The sequence below is a fragment of the Acidovorax sp. FG27 genome (genome assembly GCF_040365715.1).
In the GTDB taxonomy this organism is placed as follows: domain Bacteria; phylum Pseudomonadota; class Gammaproteobacteria; order Burkholderiales; family Burkholderiaceae_C; genus Paracidovorax.
The window spans coordinates 68,102-91,417 of the sequence record NZ_BAABVY010000006.1 but is presented as its reverse complement, the minus strand read 5'-3'; the positions used below and the strand labels follow the sequence as shown (position 1 = coordinate 91,417).

Here is a 23,316-nt window from a genome sequence, read left to right as displayed (position 1 = left end):
CCTTGCTGGACTACCCCGAGACGCTCGCGCGGATCGAAGCCGTCTGGCCGACGTCCGACGTGGGCCACTTCATCGCCAACTGCGTTTTCCTCACCGACGGCACCGTGTGCGAGGAGCCGTTCGACCTGGCGGCCTTCGACGACCTGCTGCTGCTGCTCGCCATCTCGCAGACCACCGCGCCCGCGGACCGCGGCACGCTGGCGGCCCGCCGCCGCACGACGCCGCTGGCGGGCGAGGACGGCGGCTGGGCCGCTGGCGCCAGCGGTGCCGCCGCCGGCGCCATGGCAGCGATGCCTGACATCGACATGCTGCCGGACCTGTCGTTCGACGCGCCCTTGGGCGACATGCCCGCCACGCCGCGCCGCCCGCCCGCGCCGCCGCCCGGGCTGGTGGTCGATTCGTTCGACCTCGATCTGGATCTGTCGGAGCCCACGCCCGGCGGCGCCGGCGAAGTGCCCACGGCCCCCGTCGCGCTGCCGAACCCATCCGCGCCCCCGGTGGGCTTCGGGTCGTCCAGCGACCGGTTCGAAGTCAGCTTCGAGCTGGAGGAACTGGAGAAAAAGCGCGGCAAGCCCGAGTAGGGCACGGCGGTGGTGGCAGGTGGCCACGCCGCCTGCGGCGCCCGCAACCCAGGCCGCTAGGCGGCGGCCATGGCGTGCATCAGCTCCGTGGCGGCGGCCTGCGGATCGGCGGCGTTCACCAGCGCCCGCACCACGGCGATGGAGCCAACGCCTGTTGCCAGCACGTCCGGAAACTGCGCCAGGCCGATGCCGCCGATGGCCACCTGTGGATAGCCACGCATCAGCCGCGCATAGGCCGCCAGACGCGCCAGCCCTTGCGGCACCGTGGCCATCTTCTTGAGCGTGGTCGGAAACACCGCGCCCATGGCCACGTAGCTGGGGCTGCCGGCGTCGGCGCGCACCATCTCGGCGTAGCCGTGGGTGCTGACGCCCAGCCGCAGGCCCGCGTCGCGAATGGCGTCGAGTTGATGGGGTGCGAGCGCATCCAGGTCTTCCTGGCCCAGGTGCACGCCGTAGGCCCCTGCGTCGATCGCCTGTTGCCAGTGGTCGTTGATGAAAAGCAGCGCCGGCGTGCCGCGCACGGCCTGCACGGCGGCGCGCACCTCGCGCTCGATGGCCGCTGCGTCATCGGACTTGAAGCGCAACTGCACCGTGGGCACGCCGGCGCGCGCCATGCGGCCGACCCACTCTGCATCCGGCAGCACGGCGTACAGACCGAGCGCGGCCGGGCAGGCCGCGAACGGCCGGGCGTGCGGGCGCGGCTGCAGGCCGAAGTCCGCCGGCTCGTCGGGCCAGCGGCTGGCGTCGAACCGGCCCAGGCGCCGGGTCTGCGCGGCCCAGGCCAGGGCCAGCGTGTGCGCGTCGTGCGGGATGAAGCCCAGCGCGCTGCAGGCCTGGTAGGCGGCCTGCGCGACGGGGTCTTGCAGCCCGGCCGGCGCGCCGCCCGCCGGCTGCGGCGGAAAGTCGGCGTAGTCCGCGCCATGGTGGGCCAGGATGGCCCGCGCCAGCGTATCGACGTCGCCGAGGGTGGGCGTGGTGTGCTCAGCCATGATCGTGGTGCCAGAAAGGAGTGCCCAGCACGGGCGTGCTGGGCTGGGCCGCGTCCTGCGCGGTCATGGCGCCCGCGGTGCGCGCCGCACGGCCGGCGCTCACCGCGTCGGCGAACGCACCGGCCATGGCGATCGGATCGGTGGCCAGGGCGACGGCGGTGTTCAGCAGCACGCCGTCGTAGCCCCATTCCATGACCTGGCAGGCGTGCGAGGGCAGGCCCAGGCCGGCATCGACCAGCATGGGCACGTCGAGGCGCTCGCGCAGCAGCTGCAGCGCATAGGGGTTGACGGGGCCGCGGCCGGTGCCGATGGGCGCGGCCCAGGGCATGACGGCCTGGCAGCCCACGTCCACCAGCCGCTGGCACAGCACCAGGTCTTCGGTGCAGTAAGGCAGCACCTGGAAGCCGTCGCGGATGAGCTGCTCGGCGGCCGACACCAGGTTCAGCGTGTCGGGCTGCAGCGTGTAGTCGTCGCCGATGAGCTCTAGCTTGATCCAGGGCGTGTCGAACACCTCCCGCGCCATCTGGGCGGTGGTGATCGCCTCCTGCACGCTGTGGCAGCCGGCGGTGTTGGGCAGCACCGGCACGTCGAGCTGGCGCAGCAGCTCCCAGAAGCTGCTGCCGGTCTCGGCCGCGTTGCTGCCCTGGCGACGCAGCGAGGCGGTCACCATGGCGGGACGGGCGCGGCGCACGGCCGCTTCCAGCACGGCGGGCGACGGATAGCGCGCCGTGCCCAGCAGCAGCCGGCTCTGGAAGGTCTGGCCGTAGAGCACCAGGGCGTCGGCGGGCGGGGAGGGGGAGTGAAGCGACATGGAAGTGCGTGTGAAGAAGCGGGGACGGGGCGGGCCGGCTCAGCCGCCGGTGACGGGCGCGATGATCTCGACCCGGTCGCCCTCGTCGAGCGCGTGCTGCTCGTAGCGGCCCTTGGGCACGAACTGCAGGTTGACGGCTACGGCGAAGGGCGGGCGGGCGCCGGCGTGGGCGATGGCATCGGACACGGTGGCGGCCGGGGGCAGCTCGGCGGCGGCCTGGTTGATGAAGATGTTCATGGCGTTGGACAGGGAACGGGCGCCGGCGCTGGCGCCGGCTGCTGCGCGGTGCGCAGCTGCAGCGCCAGGCCGAAGCGGGAGGCGAGGGGCGATTGTCCGGTGTGCAGCAGTTGCAGCACCACGTCCAGCATCGCCGGGGCGATCATGAAGCCGTGGCGGTAGAGGCCGTTGACCTCCAGCACCCGATCGGCCGGCTGGCGCACGGCGGGCAGGTTGTCGGGCAGGGTGGGGCGGCATTGCGTGGCGATCTCGACGATGCGCGCCTCGGCGAAGCCGCTGTGCACCGCATAGGCCGCGCTCAGCAGCTCCAGCGTGGATCGCACGCTGGCGGGCGACAGGTCGTCCGATTCGATCTCGGTCGCGCCGATGACGAAAAGGTGGTCTTCCTTGGGCGCGATGTAGATCGGATAGCGCGGGTGCACTATGCGCGTGGGCCGCTGCAGCGTCACCTCGGGGGCGTGCAGCCGCACCACCTCGCCGCGCACGCCGCGCAGCGCCGGCCACTGGCCGCGCGCGCCCAGGCCCCGGCAGTCGATCACCCAGTCGGGCTGGCCTGGCTGCCCGGGGCGGAAGTCCTGCGGCGAGCGGGGGCTGTGCCAGTGCAGCGTGACCGGCAGCGCCGCCAGGGTCGCCTCCAGCGCGGCCAGCAGCTGGCGGTTGTCCAGCTGGCCCTCGCCGGGCAGATAGAGGCCCTGGGTGAAGCGGTGCGCCACGGCGGGCTCCAGCGTGGCCACGCCAGCGCCGTCCAGCGGCTGCATGGCGGGCAGATCGGGCAGGGCCGCCTGGTTGCGCTCCAGCGTGCCGCGCAGACGGGCCGCGTCGGCGGCGTCCTGCCGGTGCCAGAGGATCAGCGTGCCGTTCTGCTGGAAGAACACCGGCGCGGCCAGCGGCGCCAGCAGTTCGGGCCAGCGGGCCAGGGCGTGCTGGCCCATGCGCACCACGGCGGGTTCGGTCACGGCCGACTCGGCCAGCGGCGCCAGCATGGCCGCCGCCACCCGAGCGGCCGAGCCTTCCGCGCCCGGGCCGCCCGCGTCGTACAGGTCGATGCGGTGCCCCTCGCGCGCCAGCGCCACGGCGAGCAGCCGGCCCATGAGGCCCGCGCCCAGCACGGTGATGGAGGAAGGGGATTGCAGCAGGGGAAACATCGTCGTCCGTCGTCGGTCAGCCAGGCTGTGTGGAGGGGCAGACAAAACGGGTGGTTCCGATGTTGAAACTCCCCACGCCAGCATGACCTGGATCGGGTGGCGGGACCTGCCGCGCGGCGCCGGGTGCGCCCGGGCGGCGGTGCAAAAGGGCCCCAGGGTATTTCTCAGTCCGGCACCCCGGGCCCATCGGCCCGGTCGGCGGGACACCCCTGTTTCGTCCGTGCCGCGAATTACAGCACATCGACCGAAGCCCTGCGGTTGACCTGGAGCAGGCGTGCGCGGGTGCGCGGCCCGGCCGGCGGGCAGCGCGCCATGCCGGATAATTTTTGCCATGAACGACATCGATCACCCTTCGCCTGCCGCCGCGCCGCCCGGCGGCCGCCGCTATGCCCGCGTGCTCTCCATCGCCGGCTCCGACAGCGGCGGCGGCGCCGGCATCCAGGCCGACCTGAAGACCTTCAGCGCGCTCGGCTGCTACGGCATGACGGCGATCACCGCCATCACCGCCCAGAACACGCTGGGCGTGCGCGGCATCCACGGCATTCCGCCCGAGATGCTGCGCGCGCAGATCGACGCGGTGGTGGAGGACATCGGCGTCGACGCCGTCAAGATCGGCATGCTGCATTCGCCCGAGGTGGTGCGCGTGGTGGCCGATGCCATCCGCACGCACGGCCTGCCGCACGTGGTGCTCGACCCAGTGATGGTCGCCACCAGCGGCGACCGCCTGATCGCCGCCGAGACGGTGGGCGCGCTGGTGAGCGAGCTGTTTCCGCTCGCCGAGCTGGTCACCCCCAACCTGGACGAGGCCGGCTGGCTGCTGGAGCGGCGCATCGGCGGGGTGGATGACCTCGACGCCGCCGCCAGCGACCTGCTGGCCCTGGGCGCGCGGGCCGTGCTGCTCAAGGGCGGCCACCTGCCCGGCGACTGGGTGGTGGACGTGCTGGCCGGCGCGGGCGGCTCGCCGGATACCGGCCACGAGCGGCTGCAGTCGGCCCGCATCGTCACGCACAACGGGCACGGCACCGGCTGCACGCTGTCGTCGGCCATCGCCGCCCACCTGGCGCTGGGCCTGCCGCTGGCTGCCGCTGTGCGGGCAGCCAGGGCCTACATCCTCGCCGCGATTGCGGCGGGGGCCGACGTGCGCACCGGCCAGGGCCACGGCCCGCTGAACCATGGCCATGCGCCGGTGCCGCAGCGGGTGCTGGGATAGTCTTAGAACGTGTTGACGATCTCGCAGGGGATCGCGTTGGAGCGCAATCGGGATGAGTGGATGCTTCGGATGCGCCGCATGGGCTCATGCCCATGCAAGCAGCCGGAGCCTCAAAACTCGTTGCCATGGCCCGATTTCGCTCCAACCCGAAGGGCAGCGGTGTGGGCGGGCGGTCTGCGGCGTTGCGGCGCTTGTGGATAGCCGTGCTATCCACTGCGCACCGCGCCTTGCACCCCACCCGCCCACACCGCTGCGCGACCCCTGGGAGGTCGTCAACACGTTCTCACCACCCCCAGGCCAGCCGCCGAGCGACCCAGCCCTTCTGGCCGCCCTCGCGCTGCACGTGCGCCCAGCCGTCGGTCTTCTTCAAGGTGCGCACCACCTCCAGGTGCTGCAGCTTGCCGACCACCTTGTGGCGCGTGCCGGGGCCGGCGCGCAACTGGGCGCTGGCGCCCGTCACCACCATGTGCGGCGTCTTGGCGGTGAGCGGCGCATACACCCAGCCCAGGGTGGATTCGTAGTCGCGCACGCGCAGCCAGGAGCCCTTGCGCTGCACGACCTGCAACGGGTAGCCCGAGCCCAGCTCCCACAGCGTGTCGGACCGGGTGGATGGCGTCTCGCGCACGTTGACGCTCGAGCCCTTGATGCTGACGAAGCTCTGCGCACTGGCCGTGGCGGCCGCGGTGAGCAGCAGCCCGGCCGAGAGCACTGCGGCCAGTGCGGTGCGCGCCCGTGTGAGGAAAAGGCTCGAGAGGTGGGCGCCGCGAGCGGTCGGGGAGCGAGGGGTCAGGGCTGCGGTCGAATCAGGCACGGGGCGAAAACTCCTTGGAACGAGAGGATGGAAGCGCGTGCCGCAAAGGACACGCGAGAGGCACGCGAGAGGCACGCGAGAGGCGTGCGAGGGGTTGGCCGCGCACGGCGGCCAACCCGGTTGAGAACCCCGTGACGGCGAAGTTCCTGCTTTTTCGCCGGGGCGCGGCCCGCCATCCGGTGCTTCGAAATGCATAGCGGGGTGCGCAGCATCCATCGGCATTGCAGGCCGAATCAGCTCGAATGGCCCATGGAACCAGCGCATGCCGCTATCAAAAGCGTAGCAAGAGGCCCTCGGCGGACAATAGGCCGGCCCCGGCGCGCCCGCCCACCCGCTCGCATCTCCCCACCGGCCCATTCCCTTGCCCCAACTACCCGACTACGCGGAGCTGCACTGCCTCTCCAACTTCAGCTTCCAGCGCGGTGCATCGCACCCGCACGAGCTGGTGGAGCAGGCCGTCGCCCTGGGCTACGAGGCGCTGGCGATCACCGACGAGTGCTCGGTGGCGGGCGTGGTGCGGGCGCATGTGGCGGCGGCCCGGCACGGGCTGCGCCTGCTGCTGGGCGCGGAATTCGCCTTCGGCCCGCTCACGCTGGTGGCCCTGGCGCGTGACCTGAGAGGCTGGGGCGACCTCTGCGAATTCATCACCGCGGCCCGCCAGGGCGCGCCCAAGGGACAGTACCGGGTCGACGCGATGTCGCCGCTGCACCTGCTGCGCGGCTGCGAGGTGCTGGTCGCGCCGCAGCGCGCGCACTTCACCGACGCGGGCGACCTGCCGGCGCTGCGCGCCTGCCTGCAGGCCGCGCTGGCGCCGCTGCAGCCCGCCAGTACCTGGCTGGCGGTGGAGCTGCACCTGCTGCCCGACGACAACCTCTGGCTGCACACGCTGGAGCGCGCCGGCGCGGAGCTCGGCCTGCGGCTGGTGGCGGCCGGCGACGTGCACATGCACCGGCGCAACCGCAAGCGCCTGCAGGACGTGATCACCGCCGTGCGGCTGGGCCGGCCGGTGTCGGAATGCGGCTTCGCGCTGCAGGCCAATGCCGAGCGCTACCTGCGCCCCCGCGTGCGGCTGGCTGGCATCTACCCGCCCGAGCTGCTGGCCGCCACGCTGGAGGTCGCCAGCCGCTGCACGTTCGATCTGCGCGAGATCCGCTACCGCTACCCGCTCGAGACCGTGCTGCCCGGCATGACCGCGCAGCAGACGCTGGCCTGGCTCACCTGGCAGGGCGTGCAGTCGCGGTTTCCGCAGGGCGTGCCGGACCGCATCGCGGCGCAGATCCACAAGGAGCTGGACCTGATCGCCGACCGGGGGTACGAGATGTACTTCCTCACGGTGCACGACATCGTGCGGTTCGCACGCAGCGTGGGCATCCTGTGCCAGGGGCGCGGCTCGGCCGCCAATTCGGCGGTGTGCTACTACCTCGGCATCACGGCGGTGGACCCGGCCACCTCGCAGCTGCTCTTCGAGCGCTTCATCAGCAAGGAGCGCAGCGAGCCGCCCGACATCGACGTCGACTTCGAACACGACCGGCGCGAGCAGGTCATCCAGTACATCTACGCCAAGTACGGACGCGACCGGGCCGCCATCACCGCCGTGGTCACCTGCTACCGCACCCGCAGCGCGCTGCGCGACGTGGGCCGGGCGCTGGGCATCGCGCCTGCGCTCATCGATGCCTTCGCCAAGGACCACCACTGGTTCGACGAAGCCATCGCCGAGGAGCGCCTGCAGGAGCTGGCCACTGCCTGCGGCGTGCCGCTGCCGGCCCACCTGACCGGGCTGTGGCTGGAGCTGGCCCGCGAGCTGATCGACTTCCCGCGCCACCTGAGCCAGCACGTGGGCGGCTTCGTGCTGACGCAGGGGCCGCTGACCCGCCTGGTGCCGGTGGAGCCGGCCGCCATGCAGGACCGCTCCATCATCCAGTGGGACAAGGACGACCTGGACGTCGTGCAGATGCTGAAGGTGGACGTGCTGGCGCTCGGCATGCTGAGCGCGCTGCGCCGCTGCCTGGACGGCCGGGCCGCGCTGCGCGGCGAGCGCTGGGAGCTGCGGGACATTCCCAACGAAGACCCCGCCACCTACGAGATGATCTGCCGCGCCGACACCGTGGGCGTGTTCCAGATCGAGAGCCGCGCCCAGATGAGCATGCTGCCGCGCCTGCAGCCGCGCACGCTCTACGACTTGGTGGTGGAGGTCGCCATCGTGCGCCCCGGCCCCATCCAGGGCGGCATGGTCCACCCCTACCTGCAGGCCCGGGAACGCCAGCGCGCCTGGGTGGCCGCCGGCCAGCAGGGCCCGCTGCCCATCGAATACGAGAAACTGCGGGACGCGCTGGGCCGCACGCTGGGCGTGCCGATCTTCCAGGAGCAGGTGATGCAGATCGCCATGGACGCGGGCGGCTTCACGGCGGGGCAGGCGGACGACCTGCGCCGCTCGATGGCGGCCTGGCGGCGCAAGGGCGGCGTGCACCGGTTCGAGGGCCTGCTCAAGCAGGGCATGCACGACCGGGGCTATCCCGACGAATTCGCCGACCGCATCTTCCAGCAGATCCTCGGCTTCGGCGAATACGGCTTCCCTGAAAGCCATGCCTACAGCTTCGCGCAGCTGGCCTATTCCAGCAGCTGGCTCAAGCGGCACGAGCCGGCGGCCTTCCTCTGCGCGCTGCTGAATTCGCAGCCGATGGGCTTCTACAGCCCGTCGCAGCTGGTGCAGGACGCGCGCCGGCACGGCGTGCGCGTGCTGCCCATCGACGTGTCGCACAGCGAGGTGGACAGCACGCTGGAAGGCGAGCTGCTGCCGCTGCCCGGCGTGGCGCTGCCCCAGCCGGCGGTGCGGCTGGGCCTGCGGTTGGTGGCGGGGCTGGAGTCGGCCGCGGCCCAGCGGGTGGTGGATGCCCGCCTGTCGGCCGCCGGCGCCTCTGCGCCGCCTTTTGCCTCCACGCAGGCGCTGGCCCTGGCCGCCCGGCTGGAGCGCCACCACCTGCAGACCCTGGCCGCCGCCGATGCGCTGCACTCCCTGTCGGGCCACCGCCGCCAGCAGGCCTGGGACGCTGCCGCGCAGCTGCGCGCGCCGCCGCTCCTGCGCGATGCGCCGGTGGACGAGGCCCCGCTGGACCTGCCCGAGGCCGAGGAGGGCGAGGAAATCCTGTTCGACTACGCCGCCACCGGCTTCACGCTGCGCCGCCATCCGCTGGCGCTGCTGCGCCCTCGGCTGGACCGCTGGCGGCTGCGCACCGCGCTGCAGCTGCAGGAGGGCGCCCGCAGCGGCGACCGCGTGCGCGCCTGCGGCATCGTCACCGTGCGCCAGCGGCCGGGTTCGGCCAAGGGCACGATGTTCGTCACGCTGGAAGACGAGACCGGCTCGGTCAACGTCATCGTCTGGCCCGCGCTGGTGGAAACCTGGCGCGCACCGCTGCTGCGCTCGCGCCTGCTGGCGGTGGAGGGCACCTGGCAAAGCACCACGCCCGAGGGCAGCCAGACGGCGGTGCGCCATCTGGTGGCCCAGCGCTTTCGTGACCTCACCGATCTGCTGGGCCGCATGGCGCAGGCGCTGGACGGCAGCCGCGACTTCCACTGACCGACCCCCGCGTCCGCAGCGGGATTTGCTATCGAATCAATAGCTGCCAGCGCTCATGGAAGGGGCGCCAGCGGCATATTTCGCTTGAATTTTTTTGGTCCTTTAGCGGCTCGCGGCCTTGCGCGGGGCAGGGGCCGGCGCCGCGCCGGCCTTTCCGGCCTTGACGGCCTGGTTGGCGCGGGCCAGCAGTTCGTTGCAGCGCGCATCGTCCTCGGCCGCCGGCACGGTGATCGGCACCAGCGCCAGGGCCACCGGCGCCACGGCGGCGGCGGCCACGGCGGCACCGGCGCGCAGCAGCAGCGGGCCGGCCTCCAGGCCCACCTTCGGGTCGGCGAAGGTGCCGCGCACGTAGAGCGGCGTGCGCAGCGAGAGGAACTTCCACTTCAGCGATTCGGGCTTGATGCGCAGGTCCATCCGTTCGTTGCGCAGGTCCACCGTGCCCACGGCCTCCACCAGCGCTTCTTCGGTGCTGAGCTGCACCGACCGCGTCTGCGCAACGCCGTCCCGCACCGAGAAATCGGCCACGGCGCAGCGCAGCTTCACCTCCTCGTTCTCGCCGAACAGGCGCGAGACCACCACGCTGCCCACGTTCAGCGCCGCCAGGTCCAGCATCTGCTTGCTGAAGGTGCCGTCGCGGATGTAGAGCCGCGCCTCGCCCGAGCTGCTGCCCAGCATGCGAGCCACCGAATTGCCGGTGGCCGACAGCGCCACGGCGCCATCGAGCCGGCCGAAGCTCTTTTCCATCAGCTCGACCTTCGGAAAGAGGGCGGAGAGCCGCAGCCCTTCGACCGAGCCGCGCAGCTGGGTCTTGAGCGGTCCGTCGCGCGCGTCCAGCACCACGCGCGAGTCGATCTTGCCCTGCGCGACGCCGAAGCGCAGCGGCTCCAGCGTCAGCTCGGCGTTCTGCAGTTTGGCGTGCACGCTCAGGTTGTCGATGGGCAGGCTGTCGGGGCGCACGATGCGCTCGCCGGCGAAGGTCAGGTCCACGTCCATCGCGTTCCAGCGGTCGGTGGCAAAGGCGGCATCGGGCAGCACCTTGCCGGCACGCTTGGACGTGCCCTTTTCCTCGCCGCCATCGCCCGTGGGCGCGCCCACCACCGGGCCCAGGTCGGCCAGCCGCAGCTGGCGCGACTTCATCGTGCCTTTGAGCTGCGGGCGGGGCTTGGCCGAGGTGTAGGTCAGGCTGCCCTGCAGGTCGCTCTGGCCCACGGTGCCGCTGAAGTCGCGGTATTCCCAGGTCGCGCTCTCCGGCGCCAGGCTGCCCACCAGGTGGCCGCGTGTCTGGAAGGGCGGCGTGTTGGGCAGCACGATGCCGGTCAGATCGAACAGGTCGCCCATGCTGGCGGCCTTGAGCGCCACCTGGAAGTCGAGCCCCGACAACGCCGCCGGGTTGGCCAGGATGCCTTCGGCCTCGGCCTGCACGCTGCCCGCGCGCGCCTTGACCTGCAGCGGGTAGTTGACGACCTGCTCGCGCAGCGACAGCACTGGGCCGCCCTGGGCCGTGGCCTCCACGCGGGCCTTGCCATACCGGCCCTGCAAGGCCATGCGCACGCCGTACGGGCTGGCAGCGGAGCCCTGCGCGGCGGGGTCGATGGTGTCCACCCGCGCGCGCAGCGCCAGGTCTTTCGTGCCGTCCACGTAGCCCAGCCAGCCGCCCCGGATGATGAGCTGGCCCACGCTCAGATCCCAGGGGTTGTCGGACTTGGCTGCGTCGTCCTGCGCATCGTCCCGCTTCTTGAACGTCCAGTTGTTGCTGCCGTCGGCCTTGCGGCCCAGGGCGATGTCGGGCGCGGTCAGCACCACCGTGTCGAGCACGACCTTGCGCGCCAGCAGCGGCCAGAGCCGCAGGGTGGCGCTGGCGCTGGCGAGCGTGCCCATGGTCTGCGGGCCGCGCTCGGGCGCCTCTGCCGTCGGCGCGTTGGACTGCTCCAGCGCCAGCGCGCGGGCCGCGTCGGAGGCACGCGCCTGCGGTGTCTGCGCCGGCTCGGCGCCGTCGGGCGACGTGGGGAACACGGCCCCGCTGGCGGCCGTGGCGGGTGCCGAGGCCCGGTCGGCGCGGGCGCCGGCCTGCAGCCGCTTGCTGGCGGCCTCGGCCGCGGCGACCTGCTGCTCCGTCATGGGCTGCGGCTTCCGCGGCAGGGCCGGCAGTGTCTTGTCGCCCTTGGATGGCTCTTCGGCCAGGGCGAAGCCCTCGGGGTTGTCCATCACCAGCTGCTGCGCCTGCACGGTCACCCCGGGCACCCAGCGCCGCCAGCCGGTCTCGAGCGGCTGGGGCCAGTGCCAGTCCACCGAGAGATCGCCCTCGATGGCGAAATGCCGGCCCGTGGCCTCGCTGACCTTGGCGTTCACCCACGGCCGGTGGCGGTTCCAGTCCCAGTGCGTCAGCACGATCAGGGCCACGACCACCAGCGCGACCAGGGCGGCGATGAGGGCTAGCGCCCAGCGCAGCACGCGTGCGGGGCGGCGGTTGCCAGGGTGGGGGCGGGCGCCGGGCGGCGTGGGGTCTGATGCAGCAGTGGGCATGGGCGCAAGGGGCGGCGGCTCGGGCGGTGCGGCGCTCGCCGGGGCGACGAGGTGCGGTGCATGCCAGCCGGCCCGATCAAGGGAGCGCGGAGCGCGATGGGCGGATGCTAGTGCGCCAAAGGGTGTTTGCGGCCCGCGGCGCCGGCTTTGCCGCAGTTGTCCTACAACCGGACAGCCGCGCCTTTTCGAAACGGGGCATAACGGCCGGCGGCGCTTGGTGCATGGGCATCTCCTGCTACACATTCGATAGTGGGCGAGACGGGGCGCCAGCCTACAATCGGCGGCATGTACAACCGCAAGGATCCCAAGGTTTTGCCCATGCGGGACGGCGTGGGCCCCAGCTGCGTGGTGACGCCATCGCAGGGTGGCGGCAGCCTGCTGGACTTTCTGGCGGTGCGCCTGCCGCTGGTGAGCCGCGCCGACTGGCAGCGGCGCATGCTGGCGGGCGAGGTGGTCGATGAGTGGGGTGTTCCCGCCACCGCCGACCGGCCCTTCGTGCCGGGCTTGCGAATCTATTACTACCGCAGCCTGCCGAATGAGCCGTCGATCCCGTTCGAAGAGGCGGTGATCCACCAGGACGAACATCTGGTGGTGGCCGACAAGCCGCACTTCCTGCCCGTCGTGCCGACGGGTGCCTACCTGCACCACACACTGCTCGTGCGGCTCAAGCGCCGGCTCGGGTTGCCGGAATTGTCGCCCGTGCATCGCATCGACCGCGACACGGCGGGACTGGTGCTTTTTTCCACCCAGCGCGCCACGCGGGGCGCCTACCAGGCGCTCTTTCGCGACCGCACGGTGCACAAAGTGTACGAAGCCAACGCGCCCTGGCGGGCGGGCATCGCCTTTCCCCGGGAACACGTCAGCCGCATCGAGGAAAGCCCGCAGTTCTTTCGCATGCACGAGGTGCCGGGGGCGCCCAACACCCGCACGCACATGGAGGTGCTGGAACGCGCCGGCGACTGGGCGCGCTACCGGCTCGCGCCCGTGACGGGCAGGCGCCACCAGCTGCGCGTGCACATGGCCGCGCTGGGCCTGCCGATCTGGGGCGACGCCTTCTATCCGGAAGTGAACGACCCGCCGCCCGGCGACTATTCGCGCCCGCTGCAACTGCTGGCGCGCGGTCTTTCGTTCACCGACCCGGTCACGGGCGAGGAACGCTGCTTTCGCAGCGAACGTGATTTGCTGCCCCTGGGCGCGCTGACAGCAGGCTGAAGCGCACCGCGAAGCAGCCCACCACGGACGGGGTCAACGTTCAAGAAAAAAGAGGGGAAGGGGAGCACCGAGTCATCGGGGCGGTGCTGGAGCGGGTGAAGGGAATCGAACCCTCGTATGAAGCTTGGGAAGCTGCCGTTCTACCATTGAACTACACCCGCATCGCCAGCCGCGCAGCAGGGCGGGCCGGGAGCCGAGCCTGCAGGCCGCAGGGCTCGGTGCGCATTCTATCCAGATTCGGTGGCACTTCGATCCTGTAGGCGGGCACGCCGCCGCCGTGTAGGCCGACGCCCAATTGAGTGGCTGCGGTGCGAATGAGGCGTGGACAGGCAAATCCAGCGCGACCCCCGAGGCGTATGAGCCAGCAGTCGCCCGGAGGTCGGGCGGCGCACAGGTTTCCATCACTTCAGGAGAACACGCATGACTTCCCGCATCTCTGCCCGCCTCGCCGCTGCCGGCCTGTCTCTCGCACTGTCTGCCGCCGCGCTGCCCGCGCTGGCGCAGGTCACCGTCGGCGGCGCGCCCATGCTGCCCACCAAGGACATCATCGACAACGCCGTGAATTCGAAGGACCACACCACGCTGGTGGCCGCCGTGAAGGCCGCCGGGCTGGTTGAGACGCTGAAGGGCCCGGGGCCGTTCACGGTGTTCGCCCCCACCAATGCCGCATTCGCCGCCTTGCCCGCAGGTACGGTGGACAACCTGCTCAAGCCCGAGAACAAGGCTGCGCTGACCAAGGTGCTGACCTACCACGTGGTGGCCGGCAAGTGGGATGCCGCGGCGATCTCCAAGATGATCGCCGACGGCAAGGGCTCGGCGTCCATCAAGACCGTGGCGGGCAACACGCTGACGGCCAAGGCTTCCGGCGGCAAGGTGATGCTGACGGACGAGAAGGGCGGCTCGGCCACCGTGACCATCCCGGATGTCTACCAGTCGAACGGCGTGATCCACGTGATCGACAAGGTGCTGCTGCCCAACTGAAACCGCCGCTGAACCGGCCCCGGCCCGCCGTACCGCCGTGCGGGCCGGGCACCGCGGCTGACGGCATCCCGCGCCGGCCTCTTCAGGCGGCGCGCTGCTGCGCTTCCACGACCGACTGGCGGCAGATGTTCAGGCCGGTGGCGGTCAGTTTCAGCGCGCCGCCATCCCATTCCATCCAGGAACAATGCACCAGCTCGTCGATGACGTCGTCGCCGATCTGGCCGGCCTGGTTGCTGCGAAGAAGGCTCTGGATGCGCGGCAGCGCGGCGCGCAGCTCGCCCTGACGGTCTGCGGTGGTGGTTGCGATGGCCATGGTGCCTCCTGTTACTGGATGATTCCGCAGCCTAGCACGCGCCTGCCACCTCGCGACCGCACTGACGCGTCGTCGCAACGGCCAGCCCATCAGGCGCACGGCGCATTGACGAAATTTGAAACTGCGGGTGATTGCTGCCGTGTGCCGCTTGTCCCACCATTTGCGGCTCTTTCCGTCCGCTGCATCGACGGGGCAATGGCTGCTTTGTCTGACGTGGCCCTCGCGCTTTCGGCACTACTGTCGGCACCATGTCAACTCGGAGCCCAGCATGATCACCACCGACCCCACCATGACCAACCTGTTTCTGCAACTGGGACTGGACGAGAGCGCCGAGGCCATCGATGCCTTCATCCAGCAGCACCAGTTGCCGACCGACGTGGGCCTGGCGGAAGCGCCTTTCTGGAACGACGCGCAACGCCAGTTCCTGGTCGAACAATGGAAGGCCGATGCGCCCTGGGCCCTGACCGTGGACCAGCTGAGCGAGGCGCTGCATGCCGATGCAGTGCGCGAGCGGGCGGCGGCCGAGGCAGCGGCGGCCCCCACGAACTGACCCCTCGTTTGCAGAGGCGACGGCCCCGCGAGGGGCTTATCGCCACGCTGCAAACCATCGATCCAGGCCTGCGAAGGCGACAACCTTCGCGGGCCTTTTTGCGTGCCGATGACATGCGCGGCGCGGCGTGAAGCCAATGCGTTGCGATCGATATCGTGACCCAGGTCAAGACAATGGTGGGGTGCGGGCCTTGTCCGACAGAGCGGGTTTGCATCGGCTTGCCGGAAGGCGCCGCACCCGCGGCCTACAACGGTGCTTCGGCCGCGATGGTGCGACCCATCACGAGGAGCCTTTGATGAACCCGAACGAAGCCACTACCCCCATCACCACGGCCACCGCCGACCCCGACCTGCTGGAACAGGCCCATCCCGGACATGGCGTGCCGTCGCAGGACCCGACGCCAGCGGCCCAGGACCCGCTCTCGCGGGCCGAAGCGGTGCGCGAATCCCAATCCGTCCTGATGGGCGGCGGGGTCATGGCAGGCGCCGCCACCGGTGCCGCGATCGGCGTCGCCGCGGCCGGCCCGGTGGGGGTGGTGGTGGGTGGCATCGCGGGCGGCATCGCCGGCGCGCTGGGCGGCGCGGCCATCGGCACGGCCACGCGGGCCGACGATGCCAGCGCACATGCGAACCTGCCGGTGTCCGAAGGCAACGCCGCACACAGCGTGCCCGACAACCCGCAGAGGTAAGCGGCGCACGCTGGTGCCGGACAGGTGGAGGAGGGTTTTCAGCAGCCGGGCGAAACGCAGGAGGCGCCCGAGTGCCGATGTGGGACTATTGCGCCCTGGCAGGCCGACCGGCCCCTTTATCCCCCAACACTGGAGTTCAGCATGCTCACACGCACCCGCGCCGCCATCGCTGCGGTCGCCATCCTTGGCGCCGCACCGGCATTCGCCTTGTTTCCACAACAGGGTATGTGGACCATCGGATCGGAGCTGAACGGCAAACCGGGCCGTGGAGTGCAGATCGACCGGCAGGGCGGGCGCGTGCTCATCCTGACCTATTTCGGCTACCGCGCCGACGGCAGCGCGACCTTCATGCAGGCCAGCGGAGCCATGACGAATGGCAAATCGTTCTCGGGCGAGCTGACCGAATTCAAGAACGGCCCCGCCCTCGGCGGCCCAACACGAAGCGGCGAGGTGGCCCAGGTCGTCGGCCCAGTGGCGGTCGAGTTCGACACCTCCACCTCGGGCACCATCACCTTGCCGGGCGAGGCGCCGCAGAGGTTTTCGCGCTTCCAGTATGAAGACCACACCGTGAGGATCGAGCGCGGCTTTACCGCTTGGGTGTCGGAAAGCAGCTGGATGGGCAGCTATCGAGTGGCGCTGGAAATGTGGACGGAAGGCAAGGATCTGCACATCCAGGAGGTCACCACCCCTGAAGTGGGCGCCCAAACCGTGTGCAAGCTGGTAGGCGAGCTCCGCTCCAACGGAGATGCGTTTGCCTCGGCCGGGACCGCATATTGCGCCGATGGGGTGGGCTGGGCAGGCGCAGGAACGCCCTATCGCATCACCGAGCTGAAGGTGGACGAGTACGGGATTCTCAAAGCAAGACTGAGCTACGGCGCCGATGTCACACGCTACTACAGCGGCAGATGCAAGGAGAATGCCCAGGTGGTGTTTCTCGGACGTCGTCCCTGTCAGGCGGAGGAGTTCGGCTTCACTCCTGGCGACTTGCGTGAGTGACTAGTGATGTAGGGCGGTGATGCCTGCGGTAAATCACTGGCCTGCCCGGAGGGACTCGAACCCCCGACCTATTGCTTAGAAGGCAATTGCTCTATCCAGTTGAGCTACGGGCAGATGGGGCGCCTGGGCAGCCAGCTTCACTCATGTGAAGTGCCTGGGGCGCCGTGCTCGCGGCCAGGCGCGAGGGTGGGAATGATACCCGCCCCCGCGGGGCAGGGCTGAGGCGCTGGCCCCGTTTTTGCGTGGGACGTGGTGTTGCGGTTATAACGGTTCACACGCACGCTCCTGCCGCCGCACCCCGGGCGCAGGGGCCACTTTCCACTCAGCCGGACACCCATTGCCCATGCACGCCAGCCTGCCGCTCATCAACACCATCGCCGCGGCATTGGGTCTGGCGCTGGTGCTTGGCTTCGTGGCCACGCGGGTGAAGTTGCCGGCGCTGGTGGGCTATCTGCTGGCGGGTGTGGTGATCGGTCCGTTCACGCCGGGTTTCGTGGCTGACAAGGAGATGGCGAGCCAGCTGGCCGAGATCGGGGTGATGCTGCTGATGTTCGGCGTCGGCCTGCATTTTTCGCTGGGCGACCTGCTGGCGGTGCGGCGCATCGCCTTGCCCGGCGCGGTGGTGCAGATGGTGGTGGCCACGCTCATGGGCATGGGCCTGGCAACCTGGTGGGGCTGGGGCCTGGGGGGCGCGCTGGTGTTCGGGCTGTCGCTCTCGGTCGCCAGCACGGTGGTGCTGCTGCGGGCGCTGGAGACGCAGGGCATCCTGGATTCGTACACCGGTCGCATCGCCGTCGGGTGGCTGGTGGTGGAAGACTTGGCGATGGTGCTGGTGCTGGTGCTGCTGCCGCCGCTGGCCGGCTGGCTCGGCGGGCCGGACTCGGCGGGAGCGCACGAGCCCGCGAGCAGCGTGCTGCGGACGGTGGGCATCACGCTGGCGCAGGTGGCGGCCTTCGTGGTGCTGATGCTGGTGGTGGGGCGACGGGTATTCCCCTGGATTCTGTGGCAGGTGGCGCGCACGGGCTCGCGGGAGCTGTTCACGCTGTGCGTGGTGGCCGCCGCCGTGAGCATCGCTTTCGGCTCGGCGGCGCTGTTCGGCGTGTCGTTCGCGCTGGGCGCCTTCTTTGCCGGCATGGTGATGCGGGAGTCGGAGTTCAGCCACCGCGCCGCGCAGGAATCGCTGCCGCTGCGCGACGCCTTCGCCGTGCTGTTCTTCGTGTCGGTGGGCATGCTGTTCAACCCCTGGGTGCTGCTCGATCGGCCGCTGCAGGTGCTGGCTGTGGTGGCGGTCATCATCCTCGGCAAGACCCTGGCGGCGGCGGCCCTGGTGCTGGCGTTCCGCTACCCGCTCAACACGGCGCTCACCGTGTCGGCCAGCCTGGCGCAGATCGGCGAGTTCTCCTTCATCCTGGTGGGCCTGGGCGCGTCGCTGGGCCTGCTGCCGCCGGAAGGTGCCAGCCTGGTGCTGGCCGGGGCGCTGATCTCCATCGCAGTCAATCCGGTGCTGTTCCGCGCCATCGCGCCGCTGCAGGAATGGCTCCGGGCCAGGTCGGCCTGGGCGCGCAGCCTCGAGCAACGCGACGATCCGCTGGCGGAATTGCCCATGAGCACCGACCAGCGGTATCTGGCGCGGCAGGTCGTGCTGGTGGGTTATGGCCGGGTGGGGCAGCGCATCGCCTCGGCTCTGGCGGCGCGCGACATTCCCTTCGTCGTCGCCGAGCAGAACCGCGACCTGGTCGAAATGCTGCGCGAGCAGGGCCTGGCCGCCGTCTACGGCGATGCGGTGGAGCCTTCGGTGCTGATCCAGGCGCACATCGCCCGGGCGCACATGCTGGTGATCGCCACGCCCGACACGCTCAACGTGCGCCAGATCGTCGGGACGGCGCGCACCCTGAACCCGGGCATCGCCACCGTCGTTCGCAGCCACAACGAGGAAGAGGCCCGGCTGCTGGAGCAGGACGGCGTCGGCAAGGTCTTCCTGGGTGAAGAGGCCTTGGCCGTGGCCATGACCGACCACGTGCTGGACTGCGCCGATCAGCGCCACGCGCAGGCGACGGCGACGGCGCCCGGCGGGCTGCACGAACACCGGGCTTGATCCAAAGCCTTTTGGGCAGGCAGCGCCCGCCAATCCTGCGCAGGGTGCTATGAAAATCGAAGCGCCTCGCGGCCGCCGGGCGCCGCGAGCCTTGCGGACTCAGTCCTCCTCGAACACCACCGACGGCGGCGCCATGACCCGGGCGGTTTCCGTCAGACCGCCGATGACGCCGTTGGCGAAGTAGCTGTTCTGCGTGTCGGGCTCCAGCGCCGCCACGGCGACGTTGGCGAGCGGCTGGTTCAGCGGCAGGTAGAAGCTGCCCGCCGGCACATCGATGGCGCTGCGCGCCGAGGTGACCTGCACGCGCACGATCTCGCCGCTGCCGGCGACGGTGCCGCGCACGTCCTGGCGGGCCGAGGTATCGCGGCCGGTTTCCTGGTAGACGTCGGCCAGCAACGAGCCCTGCTCGGCTACCCGCATCACCTGCAGGCCCAGCAGGCGCAGGCGCTCCACCGCCGGCGCGGCGCTGCCGGCCAGCCAGTAGCCGCAGGGGCGGGCGCGGGTCTTCACCGTGCGCAGTTCCAGCGCCGAATTCCAGTCCACCCGCACCGACCGGTCGGCGCCGGTCTGCGGGTCGATCATCAGCAGGTCGCGCTGGGTGGCGCTGGGGCCGGCCTCGATCACCACCTGCCCGCGGCAGGCCTGGGCCGCCACGTCGCGTGCCACGAACGAGCGCACCTGCTCCAGGTTGGACGCCCGCTCCGCGGCGCTGCGCAGTGCCGCCGTGAGCGCGGTCACCTGGGTGTGCACCCGCCGCTGGATGTGGGTGCGGCCGATGCCCACGCCGCGTGTCTCCACCAGCAGGCTGGCGGTGTTCTTCAGGCCGTTGACGTTGCGGCCGGTGTCGGGCTGCGTGCCGCCCATCGACACCCGGCGGTCGTTCAGGTCGGTGGAGGTGGTGTAGTACCACTCGCTGGTCAGGCCCTGCGCCGTGAGCGCCGCGACCATCGGCTGGTGGAACCATTCCAGCGCTGCCTTGTTGATGAACTCGGGCACGTTCGCGGTGGTGGCGTGCTGCAGCAGCGCGTCGTAGCGCTGCACGCCGCCGAACTTCTGCAGGAACCGGCCCACCACGGTGTATTCGTGCGCGTCCAGCACGGCCACCGGGCGGTAGTTGCGCACCAGCCGGGCCAGGGCCTGGGCCTCGGGCGTGTTCAGCAGCAGATGGTCGCGGTTCATGTCGATGCCGTTGGCCGTCACGCGGGTGCCGGCATCGGCACCGTCGGGGTTGGCGCGGGGCACGACGATCACGTTGATGCGGTCGAGCAGGGGTTCCAGCAGGCCTTGCGAAAGCTCGCGGGCCAGCACCAGCAGGGCCTCGCCGGCGGCGGGCTCGTCGCCGTGCTGCTGGCCGATCAGCAACACGGTGGGGCGGCCGCTGGCTTCCAGCGCCGCCACGTCGGTTCCAGCGGCACGGGTCAGCACCAGCGCATGCAGGGGCATGCCGCGCTGCGATGCGCCCAGGTCGAGCAGCGCGGCCCGGGTGCTGCCCTGCGCCGAGGTGGCCAGCCCGCGCAGCCACTGCGCCAGCTCGGCATTGGTGGTGAAGGCGCGGCGGCCGTCCGCCAGTCCCGGGGTGTCGTAGCGCACGGACGGCGCCGGAAAGCGCGCCGCCACCGCCTCGCTGTAGGACAGCGGCTCGTCGCCCGGCGCGGCGGCGGGCGGTGGCGGCGGGGCCGCGTCGGTGACGTTGCCCGGCAGCGGGCTTTGCGGAATGGGCGTGGTGATCACTTCCGCACGCTGGGTGCCCAGGGGCGGGGGCACCGTGCGGGTGGCGGTGGGCGGCGGCGGCGCGGCTTGTGGCCCGCCCGCCGGCCAGGGCGGCAGCGGCGTGCTGCCGCAGGCGGCCAGCAGCGCGGCGGCAGCGACGGCTCCCAGGCGCCAGGCGGTGCGGGGCAGGGTGGCGGACGAAGGGGCGGCGTGCTGGAGCATGGCGGTATGGGGGAGTCTGTCCCGGGCTGCGGATGGTGCGGGATGTTACCTGCGGCGTGTGCGCTTCAGCCATGCCCCGCGCCATGGGGGCGCTTTCGCGGCCTCGGCCTACGCGGGGTCGCGGTCCTCGGTTTGCGCATAAGCAAGCGCGATTTGCTTGGTTGGCCCCGGCCGGTCGGCTACCTACAGTGCAAGGCATCGGCGCCGCATCGGCTCCGGTTCACTGGTTCCGCTTTCCTTCACGCACCTAAGAGAGGGTTTCAACACATGACGGCAACACGGCATTCGGCACCATTCCACCAGGCCAAGGGCCTGCTGCGCACCGGCACTCTGGTTGCCGCACTCGTCTGGACCGGCACCGCGCTCGCCAACACGGCGGCCACCGCCGCCGCGGCGTCCGGCGCGCCCAACGTACTCGTCAGCACCGAATGGCTGGCGCAGAACCTGGCCAACCCGAAGGTGCGGGTGATCGAGGTGAGTGTGAACCCCGGCCTCTATGAACGCAGCCACGTGCCCGGCGCGGTCAACCTGTCGTGGCACACCGACCTGAACGACAGGGTGCGCCGCGACATCGTGGGCAAGGAAGCCTTCGAGGCGCTGCTCTCCAGGGCCGGGGTCGCGCCCGACACCACCGTCGTGCTGTATGGCGACACGAACAACTGGTTCGCGGCCTGGGGCGCCTGGGTGTTCGACATCTACGGCGTGAAGAACGTCAAGCTGCTGGACGGCGGCCGCAAGAAGTGGGAGGCCGAGAACCGGCCGCTCAACAACCGGGCGCCCGAATACGCCGCCACCACCTACCGCGTACAGGCCGTGAACACCCAGCTGCGTGCCCGCCTGGCCGACGCGGTCGCCGCCGCCGAAGGTCAAAGCGACGCGAAGCTGGTGGACATCCGCTCCGCCGATGAATACAGCGGCAAGGTGTTCGCGCCGGCCGGCGTGCCCGAGCTGTCGGTCCGGGCGGGGCACATTCCCGGCGCGGCCAACGTGCCCTGGGGCCAGGCGGTGAAGGAAGACGGCACGTTCAAGTCGCCTGAGGAGCTGAAGAAGCTCTATGCGGCCGTGGGCATCGACGGCAGCAAGCCCGTCATCACCTACTGCCGCGTCGGCGAGCGCTCCAGCCACACCTGGTTCGCGCTCTCCAAGATCCTGGGCTACTCGGTGAAGAACTACGACGGCTCGTGGACCGAGTACGGCAACGCGGTCGGCGTCCCCATCAACAACCCGTCCGGCACCGTCTGGGCGGCGAAGTAGATCAGACCGCCGGCCGGCTGCTGCTGCGGCGGCGGGCCGGCCCGGTCGGGGTGGTTCTGTAGGGGGTCTCCGTTTTCAGCCCGCTTCGCGCGGGCTGTTTTTTTGATTGAAGAGGGCTGGCTGCCCCGCTGGTGTCGAGGGACGGGCGCGGCATCGAAGAAAAAGGGTCGCGTCATGTCTCTGGTTTCTCCCTGGATCGGCGCTGCGCTGGCCGGCGCCGTGATCTGGCTGGCCTATCGGCTGCAGGCGCTGGCCGCCGGCGGGCGCACGCTCGCCTTCGCGCTGCTGGCCGGTGCCGTGCTGGGCCTGGTGCTGCAGCGTTCGCGTTTCTGCTTTTACTGCCATGCCCGCGACTGGTTCGACCGGCGCGACCCGCGGGGCCTGCTCGCCATCGTGCTGGCGCTGGCCGTGGGCTCGGTAGGCTCCACCGTGGTGCTGGGCGGCTGGGTGCCGAATCCGGTGCCGGGACAACTGCCGCCCGACATGCACATCGGTCCGGTCAGCGCAGCGCTGGTGGCCGCGGGCCTGGCCTTCGGCGCGGGCATGGTGGTGTCGGGTTCGTGCATCAGCGCCCATTGGTACCGGCTGGCGGAAGGCTCGGCCGTGTCGCCGTTCGCCCTCGTGGGCGCTGCCCTGGGCTTCGTACTCGGCTTCAAGACGTGGAACCCGCTCTACAGCGCGCAGATCGCCGATGCGCCGGTGGTCTGGCTGCCCGCCCATCTGGGCTATGGCGCCGCGCTGGCCCTGCAGCTGGGCGTGCTGGCGCTGCTGGCCGCCTGGCTGTGGCGCGGCTTTGCCGGCAGGACCTGGCCCGCGCAGGCCGGCGGGGACGGGCGGGTGCCTTCGCTGGGCGCCGCATGGCGGCGTCTCTGGACCGGGCGCTGGCCCTACTGGGCGGGCGGGCTGGCCGTGGGGCTGATCGGCGCCCTGGTGATCGTGCGGATGCGGCCATTGGGCGTGACGGCCACGCTGGGCGGCGCCGCCCGCTCGGCGGCCGAGCGGCACGGCTGGATCCCGGAGCGGCTGAACGGGCTGGATGGCTTTGCCGGCTGCGCCACGGCGGTGCCCGCCACCTGGCTCACCCCCAATGCCCTGCTGCTGGCTGGCATCGTCGCGGGGTCGTTCGCCGCCGCGCTGGCCAGTCGGCAGTTCGCGCCCCGCTGGCCGACGTGGCGCGATGCGGCGCGGGGCCTGGGCGGCGGCGTGCTGCTGGGCTGGGGCGCCATGACCGGCCTGGGCTGCACCATCGGCACGCTGTTCTCGGGCGGCATGGTGGGGGCGCTCTCCGGCTGGGTGTTCGGCGCCGCCGTGTTCACGGCAGTGGGCGTGGGTCTGGCGGTCCTGCGCTGGCATGCCGCACGCCGTGCAGGGCAGGTCGTTTGAAGCGTTTCAGGCCTGCGGCGCTGGGCCGTTC

General features: G+C 71.1%; 18 protein-coding genes, 2 tRNA genes and 1 pseudogene. 11 read left to right on the top strand and 10 right to left on the bottom strand.

Going from position 1 to position 23,316, the window contains the following annotated elements; translation table 11 throughout:
• Positions 1 to 581 (top strand): annotated as a pseudogene (locus tag ABWV53_RS04295) (hypothetical protein); the annotation flags it as partial.
• A 56-nt stretch (positions 582 to 637) separates the two neighbouring features.
• Here the strand turns inward: ABWV53_RS04295 and thiE are convergent.
• The 4 genes from thiE to ABWV53_RS04275 are packed head-to-tail and all read right to left on the bottom strand — an operon-like array spanning position 638 to position 3,763.
• Entirely contained in the window at positions 638 to 1,570 is a 933-nt protein-coding gene (gene thiE / locus ABWV53_RS04290) for a thiamine phosphate synthase (protein WP_353363301.1), read from the bottom strand.
• Entirely contained in the window at positions 1,563 to 2,381 is an 819-nt protein-coding gene (locus ABWV53_RS04285) for a thiazole synthase (RefSeq protein ID WP_353363299.1), read from the bottom strand. Before ABWV53_RS04285 ends, thiE begins: the two co-directional genes overlap by 8 nt.
• A 39-nt stretch (positions 2,382 to 2,420) precedes the next feature.
• Positions 2,421 to 2,618: a sulfur carrier protein ThiS gene (gene thiS / locus ABWV53_RS04280; protein ID WP_353363297.1), complete on the bottom strand. Its 198-nt coding sequence runs from the start codon at positions 2,616 to 2,618 to the stop codon at positions 2,421 to 2,423.
• Complete coding sequence (locus tag ABWV53_RS04275; RefSeq protein ID WP_353363295.1) at positions 2,615 to 3,763, bottom strand: FAD-dependent oxidoreductase; 1,149 nt, start codon at positions 3,761 to 3,763, stop codon at positions 2,615 to 2,617. The genes thiS and ABWV53_RS04275 overlap by 4 nt, the downstream gene beginning before the upstream one ends.
• Before the next feature lie 331 nt (positions 3,764 to 4,094).
• Here ABWV53_RS04275 and thiD point away from each other — a divergent pair, with 331 nt between their 5' ends.
• Positions 4,095 to 4,973 (top strand): bifunctional hydroxymethylpyrimidine kinase/phosphomethylpyrimidine kinase, encoded by an 879-nt coding sequence (thiD, locus tag ABWV53_RS04270; RefSeq protein WP_353363293.1) that lies wholly within the window; start codon positions 4,095 to 4,097, stop codon positions 4,971 to 4,973.
• A 283-nt stretch (positions 4,974 to 5,256) separates the two neighbouring features.
• Here thiD and ABWV53_RS04265 read toward each other — a convergent pair whose 3' ends face one another.
• On the bottom strand, positions 5,257 to 5,691 hold the full coding sequence (locus ABWV53_RS04265; protein ID WP_353363307.1) for an SH3 domain-containing protein: 435 nt from the start codon (positions 5,689 to 5,691) through the stop codon (positions 5,257 to 5,259).
• 454 nt (positions 5,692 to 6,145) lie between these two features.
• Between ABWV53_RS04265 and ABWV53_RS04260 the strand changes: the two genes are divergently transcribed.
• On the top strand, positions 6,146 to 9,358 hold the full coding sequence (locus tag ABWV53_RS04260) for an error-prone DNA polymerase (protein ID WP_353363291.1): 3,213 nt from the start codon (positions 6,146 to 6,148) through the stop codon (positions 9,356 to 9,358).
• A gap of 102 nt (positions 9,359 to 9,460) precedes the next feature.
• Here ABWV53_RS04260 and ABWV53_RS04255 read toward each other — a convergent pair whose 3' ends face one another.
• Positions 9,461 to 11,881: an AsmA family protein gene (locus ABWV53_RS04255; protein ID WP_353363289.1), complete on the bottom strand. Its 2,421-nt coding sequence runs from the start codon at positions 11,879 to 11,881 to the stop codon at positions 9,461 to 9,463.
• A 285-nt stretch (positions 11,882 to 12,166) separates the two neighbouring features.
• Here ABWV53_RS04255 and ABWV53_RS04250 point away from each other — a divergent pair, with 285 nt between their 5' ends.
• Positions 12,167 to 13,093 (top strand): pseudouridine synthase, encoded by a 927-nt coding sequence (locus tag ABWV53_RS04250; RefSeq protein ID WP_353363287.1) that lies wholly within the window; start codon positions 12,167 to 12,169, stop codon positions 13,091 to 13,093.
• Positions 13,094 to 13,180: 87 nt separating this feature from the next.
• Here the strand turns inward: ABWV53_RS04250 and ABWV53_RS04245 are convergent.
• Positions 13,181 to 13,254 (bottom strand) — tRNA-Gly (locus tag ABWV53_RS04245).
• Positions 13,255 to 13,513: 259 nt separating this feature from the next.
• On the opposite strand from ABWV53_RS04245, the gene ABWV53_RS04240 reads away from it, so the two are divergent.
• The gene (locus ABWV53_RS04240; protein ID WP_353363285.1) at positions 13,514 to 14,074 is read left to right on the top strand and encodes a fasciclin domain-containing protein; all 561 of its coding nucleotides are present in this window, start codon (positions 13,514 to 13,516) and stop codon (positions 14,072 to 14,074) included.
• A gap of 82 nt (positions 14,075 to 14,156) precedes the next feature.
• Here ABWV53_RS04240 and ABWV53_RS04235 read toward each other — a convergent pair whose 3' ends face one another.
• Positions 14,157 to 14,387, bottom strand: a complete 231-nt coding sequence (locus ABWV53_RS04235; RefSeq protein WP_353363283.1) for a hypothetical protein — start codon at positions 14,385 to 14,387, stop codon at positions 14,157 to 14,159.
• A gap of 268 nt (positions 14,388 to 14,655) precedes the next feature.
• Between ABWV53_RS04235 and ABWV53_RS04230 the strand changes: the two genes are divergently transcribed.
• From ABWV53_RS04230 to ABWV53_RS04220, 3 genes are all read left to right on the top strand, one after another.
• Positions 14,656 to 14,937: a DUF2789 domain-containing protein gene (locus ABWV53_RS04230; protein ID WP_353363281.1), complete on the top strand. Its 282-nt coding sequence runs from the start codon at positions 14,656 to 14,658 to the stop codon at positions 14,935 to 14,937.
• 295 nt (positions 14,938 to 15,232) lie between these two features.
• Complete coding sequence (locus ABWV53_RS04225; RefSeq protein ID WP_353363279.1) at positions 15,233 to 15,625, top strand: bacteriocin; 393 nt, start codon at positions 15,233 to 15,235, stop codon at positions 15,623 to 15,625.
• A gap of 141 nt (positions 15,626 to 15,766) precedes the next feature.
• A complete protein-coding gene (locus ABWV53_RS04220; RefSeq protein WP_353363277.1) occupies positions 15,767 to 16,621 on the top strand; it encodes a hypothetical protein in 855 nt (284 codons plus the stop codon).
• Between the two features lie 37 nt (positions 16,622 to 16,658).
• Here the strand turns inward: ABWV53_RS04220 and ABWV53_RS04215 are convergent.
• Positions 16,659 to 16,735 (bottom strand) — tRNA-Arg (locus ABWV53_RS04215).
• A 229-nt stretch (positions 16,736 to 16,964) separates the two neighbouring features.
• On the opposite strand from ABWV53_RS04215, the gene ABWV53_RS04210 reads away from it, so the two are divergent.
• Positions 16,965 to 18,716, top strand: coding sequence for a cation:proton antiporter domain-containing protein (locus ABWV53_RS04210; protein WP_353363275.1), 1,752 nt, complete (start codon positions 16,965 to 16,967; stop codon positions 18,714 to 18,716).
• Positions 18,717 to 18,815: 99 nt separating this feature from the next.
• Here ABWV53_RS04210 and ABWV53_RS04205 read toward each other — a convergent pair whose 3' ends face one another.
• Positions 18,816 to 20,648 (bottom strand): M14 family zinc carboxypeptidase, encoded by a 1,833-nt coding sequence (locus ABWV53_RS04205; RefSeq protein ID WP_353363273.1) that lies wholly within the window; start codon positions 20,646 to 20,648, stop codon positions 18,816 to 18,818.
• A 267-nt stretch (positions 20,649 to 20,915) separates the two neighbouring features.
• Here ABWV53_RS04205 and ABWV53_RS04200 point away from each other — a divergent pair, with 267 nt between their 5' ends.
• Both ABWV53_RS04200 and ABWV53_RS04195 read left to right on the top strand, forming a co-directional pair.
• Complete coding sequence (locus tag ABWV53_RS04200; protein ID WP_353363271.1) at positions 20,916 to 21,902, top strand: sulfurtransferase; 987 nt, start codon at positions 20,916 to 20,918, stop codon at positions 21,900 to 21,902.
• A 174-nt stretch (positions 21,903 to 22,076) separates the two neighbouring features.
• On the top strand, positions 22,077 to 23,285 hold the full coding sequence (locus tag ABWV53_RS04195) for a YeeE/YedE family protein (RefSeq protein WP_353363269.1): 1,209 nt from the start codon (positions 22,077 to 22,079) through the stop codon (positions 23,283 to 23,285).
• Positions 23,286 to 23,316: the final 31 nt, after the last annotated feature.